Below are 14,921 nucleotides of genomic sequence, written 5' to 3'. Positions count from 1 at the left end.
TATGCCGCGTGCCGATGACCTGCCCTCGGTGTGAGGGCAGGCCATCGGCAGGACAGGCCAGTTACGCAGGAGGGAACTCGTCCCGGTCGCCGCCCGCGTCCTGCTGCCGGCTCTGTTCCTGCAGTCGCCGAGCCTTCTCCTGAAGCCTCTGTCGCTCCTGCGGGTCGCTCGCGCGCTCCGCGGCCTCGGACAGTTGCTTGGCCTTGTCGCGCATCTGCTGCGCTCGGCCGCCAGATTCGCCTGCGACGCTCATGGGTGACTCCTTGTTCGAAGGGAAAGCGGGCAGATACAGCGAAACAGGGACCCGCCACGCTCGCATGTCGAGCCGTCACCGTGCGTTATGCCAAGCCCCCACCTTGCGCGCGGTCCGACCCCTCTGGCCACCCTGAGCCCTTGACGGCAAAATGTGTGAGTGGTTAAGTACTCACATGCAATCCGAACGCCGCCGTCAACTGTCCACCGCCGAAGAGCGCCGCGACACGGTGCTGCGCACCGCCATCGGAGCCTTCGCGTCGAAGGGGTACTACGGCACGACGACCTCCGAAGTCGCCAGGGCCGCGGGCATCTCCCAGGCGTACGTCTACCGGCTCTTCCCCAGCAAGGAGTCACTGTTCGTCGCGGTCGTCGAGCACTGCTTCGTCCGGGTGCGGGAAAGCCTGGAGGTCGGCGCCGCCGGCGCCAAGGGCGGTTCGCCAGACGCCGTCCTCTCCGCGATGGGCGATGCCTACGCCCGGCTGATCAGCGACAACGACCTCCTGCTTGTGCAGATGCACGCCCAGGCGGCCGCGGTCTCCGAGGCGGCGGTCCGGGACGCCGTGCGGGCGGGGTACGCCCGCCTGGTGGAGTACGTCCGCGGAGCCTCCGGGGGCGAGGACCGGCAGATCCAGGAGTTCTTCGCCACCGGCATGCTGTGCCACCTGCTGGTGTCGATGGACGCGGAGAAGGTGGACGCCCCCTGGACGCGCACGCTCACGGCGGGCATCCGGCACTTCTGACAGCACAACCCGGCAGGGCGTCGGCCCGCACCGCGCACGGACCGACGCCTGGCCTTTTTTCTGAACTAATGTATGAGTGGTCAACCACACATAGGAGTGTTCCGCATGCCCAGCACACCGAACGGCGCCGCCGACGGGTCCGGTGCGCCGCCCTCGTCCGTCGCATCCGATGGCCTCCCCGCAGGCCGGCCCGGGGCCACCCTTGCCGTTCTGGCCGCTGCGCAGTTCGCGGTCGTGCTCAGCACCTCCATCGTCAACGTCGCCCTTCCCTCGGTCCGCGACAGCGTCGGTCTGTCCGACGCAGGCCTGTCCTGGGTCGTCAACTCCTACGGGCTCGCCTTCGGAGCGCTGCTGCTCCTGGGCGGGCGGGCCGCCGACCTCGTAGGCGGGCGCCGGGTCCTCCTCGCGGGCCTCGCGCTCTTCGCCGCCGCGTCGCTCGGGGCGGGGCTGTCCACCGCCCCGTGGACGCTGATCACCGCCCGCGCCGCGCAGGGCATAGGTGCCGCCGCCGTCGCGCCCGCCGCGCTCTCCCTCGTCATGCGGCACTTCGCGCCCGGCCCGCGGCGCGGCAGGGCGCTTGGGGTGTGGGGCGCGGTCTCCGGCGCGGGCGGCGCCGCCGGAGTCCTGCTGGGCGGCGTGCTCACCGAGAGGCTGGGCTGGCCCTGGGTCTTCCACGCATCCGCACTCGCTGCGGCCGTGGTCCTCGCCGCCACCGTGGTGCTCGTGCCCGCCGACCCGGTTCCCGGCCCCGGCCCCCGGCGCCTCGACCTCACCGGAGCGGTGACCGTCACGACCGGTCTCGTCGCCCTCGTCTACGGCCTCACGACCGCCGGCCGCTCCGGCTGGACCGACCCCTGGGTCCTGGGCAGCGTGGCGGCCGCCGCCGTCCTGCTCGCGCTCTTCGTCCTGGTCGAGCGGCGCCACCCCGCGCCCCTGCTGCCGCCGCGCCTGCTCACGACGGGCTCGGTCGGTCCCGCCAATCTCGCCATGGCACTCCTGGGCGCCGTCTGGGTCGGACTGTTCTTCTTTCTTCCCCTTTACCAGCAACAGGTGCTCGGCCACGGGCCGCTGCAGGCGGGGCTTTCGCAACTACCGCTGGCGGCGGCGAACATGGTCGGGTCGTCCCTGGCACCACGGCTCGCCCGCCGACTGGGACCGGCCGTCACCCTCGCCGCGGGCCTGCTGGCCCAGGTCGCCGGACTGCTGTGGCTGGCCCGTATCTCCGCGACCGGAACCTTCGCCGCCGATGTGCTCGGTCCCATCATCGCCATCGGCCTCGGCCTCGGCATTGCCTTCGTACAGCTCACCGGTGCCGCCGTCACCGGCGTCCAGCCCGCCGACACGGGCCTCGCCGGCGGCCTGATAAACACCACCCGGCAGGTCGGCGGAGCCCTGGGGCTGGCCGTGCTCGGCACCCTCGCCGCATCCCGTACGGCCGCATTCGAGCACCACTACTCCCACGCGGCGGCCCTCACCGAGGGCTACCGGGCCGCGTTCCTCGCCTCGGCGGCCGTCGTCGCCGCCGGGGCCGCCCTGGCTCCCCTCCTGGCGCGCCGCCACCCGGCGCCGCCGTCCACCGAGCCGCCTCCGGCTCCGGCTCCCGACCCCGGTCCACCGGGCAACACCGCCGCGCGGACCACACCCACCACCACCCGCTGAACCAGCCAGGAATTCCCGAAGGAGACCTCGACATGAACACCGACATCACCGTCGACGAGTGCGCCCCCGTAGTCGTACGGCTCTCGACCACCGTCAACGCCCCGCTCGCCACCGTCTGGGCGGTGCACACGGACATCGACTCCTGGGCCGGCTGGAACCCGGACATCGAGCGGGCCGAGCTCGACGGCCCACTCGCCCCCGGCGCCAGTTTCCGGTGGCTCACCCACGGCCTCGACATCACCTCCACGGTCCGCCAGATCGTGCCCGGCCGGCGCATCGTCTGGGGAGGCCCGTCGCAGGGCATCGACGGTGTCCACGTATGGACCTTCAAGGAGACGGACGGCGTGGTGACCGTCCACACCGAGGAGTCCTGGAGCGGAGCTCCGGTCGACGCCCAGCCCGAGCAGCTCCGGCAGGCGCTCGAACAGTCCCTTGAGGCGTGGCTGAGCCACCTGAAGACGGAGGCCGAGCGCCGCTAGCGGCGTCGCGGCGGCGGGGAGCCGTCCCGCTCCCCGCCGCCCTCCGCGAGAGGTCACCACCACCACTACCCACTCACTCGAGTCAGTCCCCCGCACAACCCGTAGGAGAGGTCACCACCATGAGCACGAACAAGCCCTACCTGACCGGCCACTACGCCCCCGTCGCCGACGAGATCACCGCGACACAACTCACCGTCGAGGGCAGCCTGCCGCCCGAGCTGACCGGCCGGCTGATCCGTAACAGCCACAACCCGAAGCCCGGCATCACCCCCACCCACTGGTTCAAGGGCAGCGGCATGGTGCACGGCATCCGGCTGCGTGAGGGCCGCGCCGGGTGGTACCGCAACCGCTGGGTGCACACCCCCGCCCTTCAGGGCGCGCCGTATATGACGGACCGGGGCCCCGACCTGACCGCCAGCACCGCGGGCACGCATGTCATCGAGCACGGCGGCCGACTGCTCGCGCTGTGCGAGTCGGCGCTCCCCTTCGAGCTGACTGCCGATCTGGAGACCGTGGGCGCATTCGACTTCGGCGGGAAGCTGACCACGGCGATGACCGCGCACCCCAAGGAGGACCCGGTCACCGGTGAGCTGCACTTCTTCGCGTCCTCGCCGTTCCCGCCGTTCCTGGTCCACCACGTGGCCTCCCCGAAGGGTGACGTCCTGCAGAGCCAGGAGGTCCCGGGGGCAAGCGCCGCGCTGAAGCACGACTTCGCAATCACCGAGCACTACGTCGTGTTCCTGGAGGGGTCGGTGACCTTCGACCCGGCCGAGCACTCGGGCATCCCGTACCGCTGGAGCGACGAGCAGCGGTCGCGCATCGGCATCATGCCGCGGGGCTTCGGCGGGGCGAGCAGGATCCGCTGGTTCGAGATCGGTCAGGGGTACGGGATGCACTTCGCCAACGCCTACGAGGACGCGTACGGGCGGATCGTCGTCGAGGGCCCGTGCGTGGGCCGTACCGGCTGGCAGCGCTCCTGGAACTGGTGGGTGGGCGCCCCGGACCGCGGCGCCGAGCCCAACTCAGGCTCCCGTCAGCGGCGTTGGACAGTGGACCTGGCGGCGGGCAACGTCAAGGAGGAGGCGACCGACGACCTGACAGTCGAATTCCCGACCATCAACGACGATCTCCTCGGCCAAGAGCACCGATACCAGTACGCGCTCTCCTTCCCGGACGACCTGGGTATCGGCAACCACGCCCTCGTCAAGTACGACCGGTCGACCGGAGCCCGCCAACTGCTGCCCGTGGGAACGGGACAGCTCCCCAGCGAGGCCGTGTTCGTCCCGGCCACGGACGCCACCGACGAGGACGCCGGCTATCTGCTGACCATCGTCAGCGACCTGAACCAGGACGCCTCCAGGATGCTCGTCCTGGACGCATCCGATCTGTCCGTCCCGCCGATCGCCACCATCCACCTGCCGCGTCGGGTGCCGGCCATGATCCACGGCTCCTGGATCCCGGACGCCGCCGACGCCCCCGACGCCGAGGCCGCCGCGGCTTGACAGGAACCGGAACCGGAACCGGAACCGGGGCCGGGTGCCTGGGCACACTGCCTGGCGCCCGGGTCGAGAGGCTGTACCGGATTTCCCCGGTACAGCCTCTCGCCTGCAAGTCGCGTCAGCCGAACCGGGGTGCCGCGGCGCCGCCTCGGCCGATCGAGTGTTCTGCCGACCGGAGCGGTGCCTTCCGTGCCCTTCCGGGTACAGCGGCGCACATGACCCGAATCGAGCTCACAAGCACGGCGTTCAGCGACCACGAGGCGATCCCCCGCCGCTACAGCGGGGAAGGGGACGATGTCTCGCCTCCCTTGACCTGGTCCGGAGTGCCGGACGGAACTGCCGAGCTGGTCCTGCTCTGCGAGGACCCCGACGCCCCGAGTGGGACGTTCCTGCACTGGCTGGTCACCGGTATCGCCCCCGAGAGTTCGGGGGTGGAGGAGGGCGGGACACCTCCCGGCGGCCGCGAGTGGCCCAACGGCTTCGGACGAGTGGGCTGGGGCGGGCCGATGCCTCCACCGGGTCACGGGGCGCACCGCTACTTCTTCCGGCTGTTTGCCGTGTCCGAGGCGCCGCCCCTGCACGGCCATGTGTCGTCCCACTCCGTGCACCAGGCCCTGAACGGACGGGAGTTGGCCGCCGGCACACTGGTGGGCACGTATCAGCGCTGACGCGTCCACGCTGATACGCGGCGGCTTCCTCGTTCAGACAGGCGCAGAGGTGTTTGCCTTGGCGATGAGCATGTCGAGGAGCGACAGCAGGGCGTCACGGGCGTCCTGACGGGAGCGGGCGTCGAGCATGAGGATGGGTGTGTTCGGGTCACGCAGGTGCAGCGCCGCCCCGATCTCCTCGGCGGTGTACGGCTGCTCGCCGTTGAAGCAGTTCGCGCCGACCACGAACGGAAGCCCGCGGTTCTCGAAGAAGTCGACGGCCGGGAAGCTGCGGTCCAGGCGCCGGGTGTCGACCAGCACGATCGCTCCGAGAGCCCCGTTCAGCAGGTCGTCCCACATGAACCAGAAGCGCTCCTGGCCCGGCGTACCGAACAGATAGAGGACGACTCCGGCGTCGGTGAGGATGATACGGCCGAAGTCCATCGCGACGGTGGTCACCGTCTTGGACTCGATGCCGTCGAGGTCGTCGACGCCGACCCCCGCGGCCGTCAGCCGCTCCTCCGTTCGCAGCGGCTCGATCTCGGAGACCGTCTCGACCAGCGTCGTCTTGCCGACGCCGAATCCCCCGGCGATCAGGATCTTGACGGGGGCCGCTTCCTGGGCAGGGGAGTCATATCCGGGCAAGGCTGTCCCTGATTCTCATGAGCAGGTGGACATTGGTGGTCTCGGCCTCCGCCAGGGGCGGCCGGTGGTGGATAAGCCCGCGGTCCGCGAGTTCGCCGAGAAGGACCGTCATCGGAGTGAGGCGCATGTGCATCCGGGCCGCGATCTCGGCGACCGCCCGCCCGTCCGGCGCCGGGCACATGGAGAGGATGGCCTGCCACTCGGTGGGCAGGCCGCCGTGGGCGTCCGCGCCGACCACCGCCGTGATCGTGGTGTCCATGGTCAGGACGGTGTGCGGAGCGGCTGTACGGCCATCGGTCATGGCGTACAGCCGCGTCCGGCGGCGGCCTCCGTGCTGCGGATCGTCCGCCATTACGACGTGGGCGCCTGGGTGCGCTCAGGTGTGCCCAGCCACTCACCGAGCGCCTGCGCGGTCCGCACCGCCTCGCCGCCCAACTCCCCGAGCCGTGCCTTGCGGGAGGTCACGACGATGAGCGTGCTGCCCTCCCCGCATCCGACGATGCAGAGATACCGGTCGTCCATCTCGACCAGCTGGCGGATCACCCGGCCGCCGCCGACCTCCCTGGATATCGCCTTCATCGTGGCCGCGATTCCGGAGGACGCCGCGGCGATGCGCTCCGCCTGCGGCCGTTCCAGCAGGTAGGCGCTGAGCTTGATCCCGTCGTTGGACAGGAGCACGGCTCCCTGGACGCCGGCGATCCTGCTCAGATTGTTGTCCAGGATGCTGTAGATCATGTCGTTCGATGTCGTCGTCATGGCTGATCCTGTCGGAGCTCTGCTTCTACTGTCTGGGTTCCGTGTTCGTAGTCCGCCCAGGCGTCGGCCACCTCTTCAGGTGTCGCCGCGTTCTGACCGACCACTGGTTCCGGTTCGCGTGGCTCGCGGAGTTGCTCGGCGATATGGGTCTGCGGAACGCGCTCGGGCAGGGCGGGCCGCGAGTCGCCGTCCGGCGCCACGGGCCGAACCGGCTGCGTGCTCTCCTGCGACCGCTCATGCGTCCGGCGGCTCGGCAGCCCGGACCGCGAATGCAGGACCAGTTCGGGCTTACGTTCATCGATGCGGCGCGGTGCGGGGAGAGGCTTGGCGGGGACAGGCTGAGGGGGGACGGGCGGCGCAAGCTTGCGTGGCTGTTCCCGCTCGGTCGGCACGAGTAGCTCCTTGGGAATGATCACTATGGCCGACGTCCCGCCGTATACCGACCTGCGCAGCGTGACCGTGGCCCGGAGTTGCTCGGCGAGATGGCCGACCACGAAGAGACCCAGCCTGTGTGCGTTCTCCGCCAGGACGGCGTACGGCGGGGCCGAGTGCAGCCGCCCGTTCATCTCCTCGTAGCTCGCGGGGGTCACTCGCGGACCGCGGTCCTCGATCTCGACCGACAGACCGTCAGCCACCAAGTCGGCGCGGATGACGACCTTCGACCTCGGCGGGGAGAACCTGGTGGCGTTGTCCAGCAGCTCGGCCAGGAGGTGGCTGATCTGGCTGATCACGCGCGGTTCCACGCTGATCTCGTCCAGGGCCTGCCGCTCGATCCGCCGGAAGTCCTCGACTTCCGCGGCGGCCTCGCGCAGCAGGTCGGCGACGCGCATGGGCTCGGTGTGCGGGTCAGGGATCTCACCGCCCGCCAGGATGAGCAGGTTCTCGATCTGCCGCCGCATGCCCACCGTCAACTGGTCGGACCTCATCAACTGGGCAAGGAGCGCTTCGTCGTGGCCGAAGGTGTCCTGGAGGTCTTCGGTGAGGCTCAACTGGCGGCTGACCAGGTTTCCGGTGCGTGAGGCGATGCCCGCGGCGAACATACCGAAGCCGTGACGCTCGTCCGCGAGCTGCCTGTGCCCGTCGACGGAAACGGCAACGACCCGGGCGAACGCATCGCTGATACGTCCGACCTCGTCTTGATCCCCCCTCGGCCTGGGCAGCCTGTCGGCATCGACGGGCTGACCATGCTGCAGACGGGCCACGACGTCCGGCAGTGTCTCCTCGGCGATGGTCACCGTGCGTTCGTGCAGACCGCGCAGGCGGCGGAGCACCGTACGCGTGGTGAACACGACGACGCCTGCGACGATCAGCAGTGCCCCGCCGCTCCCCGCGACCATCCAGGCGACCTCCGTCTCGAGCTCTGCCGCCTTGGCGTCGGCGTGTGCGAGCAGTCCCCGCGCCCGGTCGGCGTTCAGCGTGCCCCACTGCGCCGCCCACTTCTCATGCGCGGCCGGCCAGCCCCTGATCTCTCCGGGCAGCTTCACACGGAGGCCGACGTCCGTGTGCTCGGACACGACCGCCTGCTCGATGCGGCTCTTGGTCTGCCACGCGTCCGAGCCGTTGATCTGCGCGTAGAGCTCGCTCCCGTCGCCGGACAGATAGGGCACGATCCATATGTCGTACAGGTAGCTGTGGGCTCCGACGGCGTTGACGAAGTCGGCGAACCTGGAGGTGCTGAGCTCCCTGGACGGCCCGGCCTGCGCGAGGATCGTGTCCTCCTGCGCCAGGATCTCCGACGCCGAGAACATGGCGACGACCACACGGCTCTCCTGGGCGAGCTCGCCGTCTTCGACATGGCTGAACTCGTCCTGGTAGAAGCGGATCATCTGGGTGATCACGCTGGTGTAGTAGGCGATCGAACTGTCGGCGATACCGCTGCGGGCGTCCACGCGTTCGCGGTAGGCGCCCAGGTCGTCGAGACCTTTCCTCACCTCCAGGAGGCGACGGTCCGCCTGCTCGGATCCCGTCGCAGCGGTGGCGGACGACCGGCGGAATTCGGCCGCGGCCTGGTCCGTTGCCGTGCGCCGGTTCCGCAGGTCCTTCTCGGATACGGAGGAACCCGCCCACCGCGCAGCCGTCATCGCCCGCTCGGCCTGCATCTCGACCATGAGCTTGTACAGGGGTATGCCGATCCGCTCACCGGCCGCCACATCGGCGCGCAGGTGCTTCGACTGCTCCAGCAATCGGTCGGCGGTCACGACGACTTGGACACCCATCGCCACGGTGGGGACCACCGCCAGCCAGATGAGCAAGGTACGCAGGCGCAGGGTACGCCGCCGACGAATTCTCGACAGGTTTCGTTGGCCTTCCGGCGCTATGGGTGACATCAGTCCTCGGGGCGGGGAGAGCGGGGACGCGAGGGATGCAGATCATAACCAGCCACACCGAGAAAAAGAGAGGTTGCCGCAGTGATCAATACGTGGTATCGGCGTCAGAGGTGTTGCAGACCAGAGGCCGTATCGAAGTTCAACCGATACGGCCTCGACAACGATCCTGCGCCTGCGCGGGGTTGTCACCGGTCGCCGTTTGCGTCCGCGGCTCCCCGGAAACCGCCGTTTCGCGGTGGACTGTCCAGCCCTTTGTGCGGCTCCGTTCGCCGCCGGCCACTCGCCGTTGCAGCGCAAAGCGCGCGCCACACGTCGTGTCGCGCCCCAACTGCGGCCCCAATGCGCCCACGGAATGCGCGCCTCCCGTACCCACGGTTCGACCCCGGGCGTAACGTCCGGCGGAGTACCGGTCCGCCACGAAGGGCAACCCGGACTCGAGCCTGAGCAGCGGAAGCACAAGGGGAGAACTGCGTCCAGGGGGCGGCTATGGTCTCTGTCGGCACACCAGGCGACCCGCCTCGACATGTGGGATCGCAACATTCAGCTACTACAGCCACGCCGCCGTCGGTCTCGCTTCCCGCACTCGGCCCGCTCGGCGACCGCGCGGACGACACTCTCGGGACTCTGTTCTTCCCTGAGCAACTGACCCAGATCGACCGCGTGCTGCTCCCGTGCCGCTATCGGACCGTCGAGGGGTGAACCCGTTCCAGGCGATTCTCCGAATGAAGGCGAGCGAGTGTCCGATGTCTATTCGGAGACGCGGACGACGGGTGGCGGCAGGAGGGCGGCGACGGACACGATCAGGGGATCCAGCTCACTGTTGCCTGTCTCGGCGTCGGCTATGAGCCGGGCGCGCATCCGTGGATCCCAGAACGCCCGGATGTGCGCGGCGATCTCCTCGGCCGCCGTGGCCGGATCGCGGTGCCGGAACTGTACGGCGATTTCGTTGGCCAGTCGTACATGGGCGGATATCGGTGCATGGGTCATGGCTCACTCCACGACTGCGGGGACGGTGACGGGAGCGGAAGGCGCCGAGGCGAGCTGCTTCAGCGTCACCTGAACCGCCGTCACCTTGTACTCCGGGCAGTTGGTCGCCCAGTCCGAGTGCTCGGTCGTCACCACATTGGCTCCGGTCGTGGGGTGGTGGAAGGTCGTATAGACGACACCGACCGGCATCCGGTCGTCGATCCTCGCCCGCAGACTGGTCTCGCCCACCCGGCTGGCCAGCGCCACCATGTCCCCGTTCCGGATTCCGCGCACCTCGGCGTCGTGCGGGTGCAGTTCCAGAACATCCTCCGGATGCCAGACCACATTGCCGGTGCGCCGGGTCTGGGCGCCGACGTTGTACTGGGACAGGATGCGGCCCGTGGTGAGGATCAGCGGGTACTTCCGGGTGCTGCGCTCCTCGGTCGGCACGTACACGGTGTCCACGAACCGGCCCTTGCCCCGGACAAATCCGTCCACGTGCATGATCGGCGTACCCTCGGGCGCCGCGTCGTTGCACGGCCACTGCACGCTGCCGACCCGGTCGAGCTTCTCGAACGACACCCCGGCGAAGGTCGGTGTGGTCATCGCGATCTCGTCCATGATCTGCGCGGCGTTGTCGTACTTCATCGGGTACCCCATCGCCTGCGCGATCTCGCAGACGATCTGCCACTCGTGCTTGCCGGTCTTCGGCGCCATCACCGGCCGCACCCGGTTGATCCGGCGTTCGGCGTTGGTGAACGTGCCGTCCTTCTCCAGGAAGGACGTGCCCGGCAGGAAGACATGGGCGAACTTCGAGGTCTCGTTCAGGAACAGGTCCTGCACGACGACCAGTTCCAGCGCCGACAGCGCGGCCGTGACGTGCTTGGTGTTCGGGTCCGACTGGGCGATGTCCTCGCCGTGCACGAACAGCGCGCGGAAGGAGCCGTCGATCGCCGAGTCGAACATGTTGGGGATGCGCAGGCCCGGCTCCGACTGGAGGGTCCTCCCCCACAGCGTCTCGAAGACCGTACGCACCGCGTCGTCCGACACATGCCGGTAGCCCGGCAGTTCGTGCGGGAAGGAGCCCATGTCGCACGAGCCCTGTACGTTGTTCTGCCCGCGCAGCGGGTTCACGCCGACGCCGTCGCGGCCGATGTTGCCGGTGACCATGGCGAGGTTGGCCATGCCCATCACCATCGTCGAGCCCTGGCTGTGTTCGGTGACCCCGAGGCCGTAGTAGATGGCAGCGTTGGGGGCGGCGGCGTACAGCCGGGCCGCGGCTCGCAGCTCGTCGGCGGGCACGCCGGTGATGTCGGTGACCGCCTCGGGGCTGTGCTCCGGGCGGGCGATGAACCGCTCCCACAGCTCGAAGTCCTCGCAGCGCTCCCCGACGAACTCGCGGTCCACCAGGCCCTCGGTGACCACGACATGCGCGAGAGCGTTGACCAGCGCCACATTGGTGCCCGGCGCCAGCTGCAGATGGTGCGCCGCCTCGATGTGCGGGGAGCGCACCAGGTCGATCCGGCGCGGGTCGGCGACGATGAGCTGGGCGCCCTGCCGCAGCCTGCGCTTCATCCGCGACGCGAATACCGGGTGCCCGTCGGTCGGGTTGGCGCCGATGACCAGGATGACGTCCGCCTTGGCAACGGACTTGAAGTCCTGGGTGCCGGCCGAGGTGCCGTAGGTCTGCTTGAGGCCGTAGCCGGTCGGCGAGTGGCAGACCCGCGCGCAGGTGTCCACGTTGTTGTTGCCGAAGGCGGCGCGGACCATCTTCTGGACGGCGTAGACCTCCTCGTTGGTGCACCGGGATGAGGTGATGCCGCCGATCGCGCCCGCGCCGTGCCGGGCCTGGATGTCGAGCATGCGCCGGGCCACATGGCCGACGGCCTCCTCCCACTCCACCTCCCGCCAGGGGTCGGTGATCCGCTCGCGCACCATGGGCTTCAGCCGGCGGTCGGGGTGGGAGGCGTAGCCGAAGGCGAACCGGCCCTTGACGCACGAGTGGCCCTCGTTGGCCCCGCCGTCCTTGTACGGGACCATCCGTACGACCTCGTCGCCGCGCAGCTCGGCCTTGAAGGAGCAGCCCACACCGCAGTACGCGCAGGTGGTGATCACGCTGCGGGTCGGCATGCCCAGCTCGACCACGGAACGCTCCTGGAGCGTGGAGGTCGGGCAGGCCTGCACACACGCGCCGCAGGACACGCAGTCGGACTCCATGAAGCTGCCGCCCGCGCCCGCCGCGACCTTGGAGGCGAAACCCCGGCCCTCGATGGTCAGGGCGAAGGTGCCCTGCACCTCACCACAGGCCCGTACGCAGCGGGAGCAGGAGATGCACTTGCTCGCGTCGAAGTCGAAGTACGGGTTGGAGCTGTCGGTGGGCTCGTCGAGGTGGTTCTCCCCGTCGAAGCCGTAGCGGACCTTGCGCAGACCGACGACCCCGGCCATGTCCTGCAGTTCGCAGTCCCCGTTGGCGGGACACGTCAGGCAGTCCAGGGGGTGGTCGGAGATGTACAACTCCATGACGCCGCGGCGCAGTTCGGTTACCTTCGGCGTCTGGGTGCGTACCTTCATGCCCGGCGCGACCGGCGTGGTGCACGACGCCGGGGTGCCTTTGCGTCCGTCGATGTCCACCAGGCACAGGCGGCAGGAACCGAAGGGTTCGAGGCTGTCGGTGGCGCACAGTTTGGGGATGTCGATACCGGCCTCGGCGGCGGCGCGCATCACCGAGGTGCCCTCCGGGACCAGCACCTCCTTGCCGTCGATCTCCACCGCCACGGCCGCCTCGCCCGGCCGTGCGGGAGTACCGTGATCCGGCTCCTTGATCAGGCTCATCGCCTTGCCTCCGTCGTCGCTGCGAAGTCTGCGGGGAAGTGCTCCAGGGCGCTTTTCACCGGCATCGGGGTCAGCCCGCCCATCGCGCACAGCGAGCCCTCGGTCATCAAGTCGCAGAGGTCGCCCAGGAGTACGAGGTTGGCCGACCGGTTCTCGCCCGCGACGATCTTGTCGATGACCTCGACGCCGCGGACCGCTCCGACCCGGCAGGGGGTGCACTTGCCGCACGACTCGGCGGCGCAGAACTCCATGGCGAACCGGGCCTGCCCCGCCATGTCCACGGTCTCGTCGAAGACCACCACACCGCCGTGTCCGACCATCGCGCCCGCTGCTGCGAACGCCTCGTAGTCCATGGCCAGTTCGAACCGCGACGTGGGCAGGTACGCCCCGAGCGGCCCGCCGACCTGGACCGCGCGCACCGGCCGCCCCGACCGGGTCCCGCCGCCGTACCCCTCGACCAGCTCGCCGAGCGTGACACCGAAGGCGGTCTCGACAATGCCGCCCCGGGCGATGTTGCCGCCGAGCTGGAAGACCTGCGTGCCCCGGGAGCGGCCGGTGCCGAGGTCCGCGAAGGCTTTCGCGCCGTCGGCCAGGATCATCGGTACGGAACCGAGCGTGAGGACGTTGTTGACCACGGTCGGCTTGCCGAACAGGCCTTCCAGCGCCGGGATCGGCGGCTTGGCGCGGACCGTGCCGCGTTTGCCCTCCAGGCTCTCCAGCATGGAGGTCTCCTCGCCGCAGATGTACGCGCCCGCGCCGACCCGGACGAACAGGTCGAAGCGGAGATCCGAGCCGATGATGTTGCTGCCGAGCCAGCCGTGCTCGTACGCCGTCGCGATCGCCGCGCGCAGGGTGGCCACCGCGTCCGGGTACTCGGAGCGCACGTAGATGTAGCCCTCACTGGCACCGACGGCGTGGGCGGCGATGGTCATGCCCTCGATGAGGGTGAAGGGGTCGCCCTCCATCAGCATGCGGTCGGCGAACGTACCGCTGTCGCCCTCGTCGGCGTTGCAGCAGACGAACTTCAGCTCGGACTCCGCCTGTTGGACCGTCTTCCACTTGATGCCGGCCGGGAAGCCGGCGCCGCCGCGGCCACGCAGCCCGGACTCGGTGACCTCGGTGACGATCTCGTCCGGGGTGAGCTCCAGGGCGCGCCGCAGGCCTGCGAGGCCGCCGTGCGCGGTGAAGTCGTCGGCGGAGAGCGGATCGATGACGCCGACGCGGGCGAAGGTGACCCGTGTCTGGTCGCGGAGCCAGCCGATGTCCTCGGTAGGGCCCAGGCACAGCGCATGCCCGGCTCCGTCGAGCATCCCGGCGGCGACCAGGCCGTCGACGTCCTCGGGTGCCAGGGGGCCGTACGCGATCCGGCCGGCCGGGGTCGCCACTTCCACCAGCGGCTCCAGCCACAGCATCCCGCGGGAGCCGTTGCGGATCAGACGCACCGTACGGCCCGCCGATGTGGCAGCCTCGGCGATCCGGTCGGCGACCTCGTCGGCGCCCACCGAGCGGGCCGCGGAGTCGCGGGGCACATAGACCGTCACAGGGGTGCTCATGCGTCCACCTCCAGCAGAGCGTCCAGCCGCTCGGGGCCGACCCGGCCGTACAGCCGACCGTCGATCTGGACCGCCGGGCCGGTGGCGCAGTTGCCGAAGCAGAAGACCTGCTCCAGGGTGACCTCCCCGTCGGGGGTGGTCTCGCCGAAGGAGATCCCCAGCCGTTCGCGGGCGCGGTCGGCCACCGTCACCGCGCCCACCGCCTGGCACGCCTCGGCGCGGCAGATCCGTACGGTCCTGCGGCTCGGCGGGGTCTGACGGAAGTCCTCGTAGAAGGTGACGACGCCGTACACGTCGGCCCTCGACAGGTTCAGTTCGGTGGCCAGGACCGGGATCACCGCCGGATCGACGTACCCCAGTTCTTCCCTGACGGTGTGGAGGATGGGCAACAGCGCACCGCGGTCGCCGCGGTGCTCCGCGACGATCGAACGCACCCGATGCTCCAAGGACTGCTCCGGCAACGGCGCCATGACCCGCCCCTTCGATCGCGCGACATGTACAGCGGCATGTACAGGGGCACTGTCCTGCGGTTTTCCGGGGGCGTCCAAACGTTCTTGGCTATG

Annotated in this window: 14 protein-coding genes; 5 read left to right on the top strand and 9 right to left on the bottom strand. The window is 69.7% G+C overall.

From position 1 onward, the window contains the following. Window positions 1-61: 61 nt before the first annotated feature. Window positions 62-253: a DUF6381 family protein gene (locus tag QFZ67_RS35095; protein ID WP_307665067.1), complete on the bottom strand. Its 192-nt coding sequence runs from the start codon at window positions 251-253 to the stop codon at window positions 62-64. A gap of 175 nt (window positions 254-428) precedes the next feature. On the opposite strand from QFZ67_RS35095, the gene QFZ67_RS35090 reads away from it, so the two are divergent. The 5 genes from QFZ67_RS35090 to QFZ67_RS35070 all read left to right on the top strand — a co-directional run bounded on the left by QFZ67_RS35090 (window position 429) and on the right by QFZ67_RS35070 (window position 5,300). Continuing rightward, the gene (locus QFZ67_RS35090) at window positions 429-995 is read left to right on the top strand and encodes a TetR/AcrR family transcriptional regulator (RefSeq protein WP_307665066.1); all 567 of its coding nucleotides are present in this window, start codon (window positions 429-431) and stop codon (window positions 993-995) included. A gap of 105 nt (window positions 996-1,100) precedes the next feature. After that, on the top strand, window positions 1,101-2,654 hold the full coding sequence (locus tag QFZ67_RS35085) for an MFS transporter (RefSeq protein WP_307665065.1): 1,554 nt from the start codon (window positions 1,101-1,103) through the stop codon (window positions 2,652-2,654). 32 nt (window positions 2,655-2,686) lie between these two features. Further along, complete coding sequence (locus QFZ67_RS35080; RefSeq protein WP_307665064.1) at window positions 2,687-3,133, top strand: SRPBCC family protein; 447 nt, start codon at window positions 2,687-2,689, stop codon at window positions 3,131-3,133. Window positions 3,134-3,252: 119 nt separating this feature from the next. Next, window positions 3,253-4,635 carry a carotenoid oxygenase family protein gene (locus QFZ67_RS35075; protein WP_307665063.1) on the top strand — a complete coding sequence of 461 codons (1,383 nt, stop codon included), beginning with the start codon at window positions 3,253-3,255 and terminating at the stop codon, window positions 4,633-4,635. Between the two features lie 212 nt (window positions 4,636-4,847). Beyond that, the gene (locus tag QFZ67_RS35070; protein WP_307665062.1) at window positions 4,848-5,300 is read left to right on the top strand and encodes a YbhB/YbcL family Raf kinase inhibitor-like protein; all 453 of its coding nucleotides are present in this window, start codon (window positions 4,848-4,850) and stop codon (window positions 5,298-5,300) included. Window positions 5,301-5,333: 33 nt separating this feature from the next. Here the strand turns inward: QFZ67_RS35070 and QFZ67_RS35065 are convergent, their stop codons facing one another. The 8 genes from QFZ67_RS35065 to QFZ67_RS35030 all read right to left on the bottom strand — a co-directional run bounded on the left by QFZ67_RS35065 (window position 5,334) and on the right by QFZ67_RS35030 (window position 14,828). Beyond that, window positions 5,334-5,924: an ATP/GTP-binding protein gene (locus QFZ67_RS35065; RefSeq protein WP_307665061.1), complete on the bottom strand. Its 591-nt coding sequence runs from the start codon at window positions 5,922-5,924 to the stop codon at window positions 5,334-5,336. Further along, a complete protein-coding gene (locus QFZ67_RS35060; RefSeq protein ID WP_307666082.1) occupies window positions 5,911-6,225 on the bottom strand; it encodes a DUF742 domain-containing protein in 315 nt (104 codons plus the stop codon). The genes QFZ67_RS35065 and QFZ67_RS35060 overlap by 14 nt, the downstream gene beginning before the upstream one ends. A gap of 50 nt (window positions 6,226-6,275) precedes the next feature. Further along, on the bottom strand, window positions 6,276-6,680 hold the full coding sequence (locus QFZ67_RS35055; protein WP_307665060.1) for a roadblock/LC7 domain-containing protein: 405 nt from the start codon (window positions 6,678-6,680) through the stop codon (window positions 6,276-6,278). Further along, on the bottom strand, window positions 6,677-8,932 hold the full coding sequence (locus tag QFZ67_RS35050; RefSeq protein WP_307665059.1) for a sensor histidine kinase: 2,256 nt from the start codon (window positions 8,930-8,932) through the stop codon (window positions 6,677-6,679). Before QFZ67_RS35050 ends, QFZ67_RS35055 begins: the two co-directional genes overlap by 4 nt. An 822-nt stretch (window positions 8,933-9,754) precedes the next feature. Beyond that, entirely contained in the window at window positions 9,755-9,994 is a 240-nt protein-coding gene (locus tag QFZ67_RS35045; protein ID WP_307665058.1) for a formate dehydrogenase subunit delta, read from the bottom strand. Between the two features lie 3 nt (window positions 9,995-9,997). Beyond that, window positions 9,998-12,805, bottom strand: coding sequence for a formate dehydrogenase subunit alpha (fdhF, locus tag QFZ67_RS35040; protein WP_307665057.1), 2,808 nt, complete (start codon window positions 12,803-12,805; stop codon window positions 9,998-10,000). Beyond that, window positions 12,802-14,358: an NADH-quinone oxidoreductase subunit NuoF gene (locus QFZ67_RS35035; protein ID WP_307665056.1), complete on the bottom strand. Its 1,557-nt coding sequence runs from the start codon at window positions 14,356-14,358 to the stop codon at window positions 12,802-12,804. Before QFZ67_RS35035 ends, fdhF begins: the two co-directional genes overlap by 4 nt. Then, window positions 14,355-14,828, bottom strand: a complete 474-nt coding sequence (locus tag QFZ67_RS35030) for a formate dehydrogenase subunit gamma (protein ID WP_307665055.1) — start codon at window positions 14,826-14,828, stop codon at window positions 14,355-14,357. Before QFZ67_RS35030 ends, QFZ67_RS35035 begins: the two co-directional genes overlap by 4 nt. Window positions 14,829-14,921: the final 93 nt, after the last annotated feature.

The sequence above is a fragment of the Streptomyces sp. V1I1 genome, from assembly GCF_030817355.1.
GTDB lineage: Bacteria > Actinomycetota > Actinomycetes > Streptomycetales > Streptomycetaceae > Streptomyces.
The sequence above is the reverse complement of the archived record's forward strand: the minus strand, read 5'-3'. Positions and strand labels throughout refer to the sequence as shown.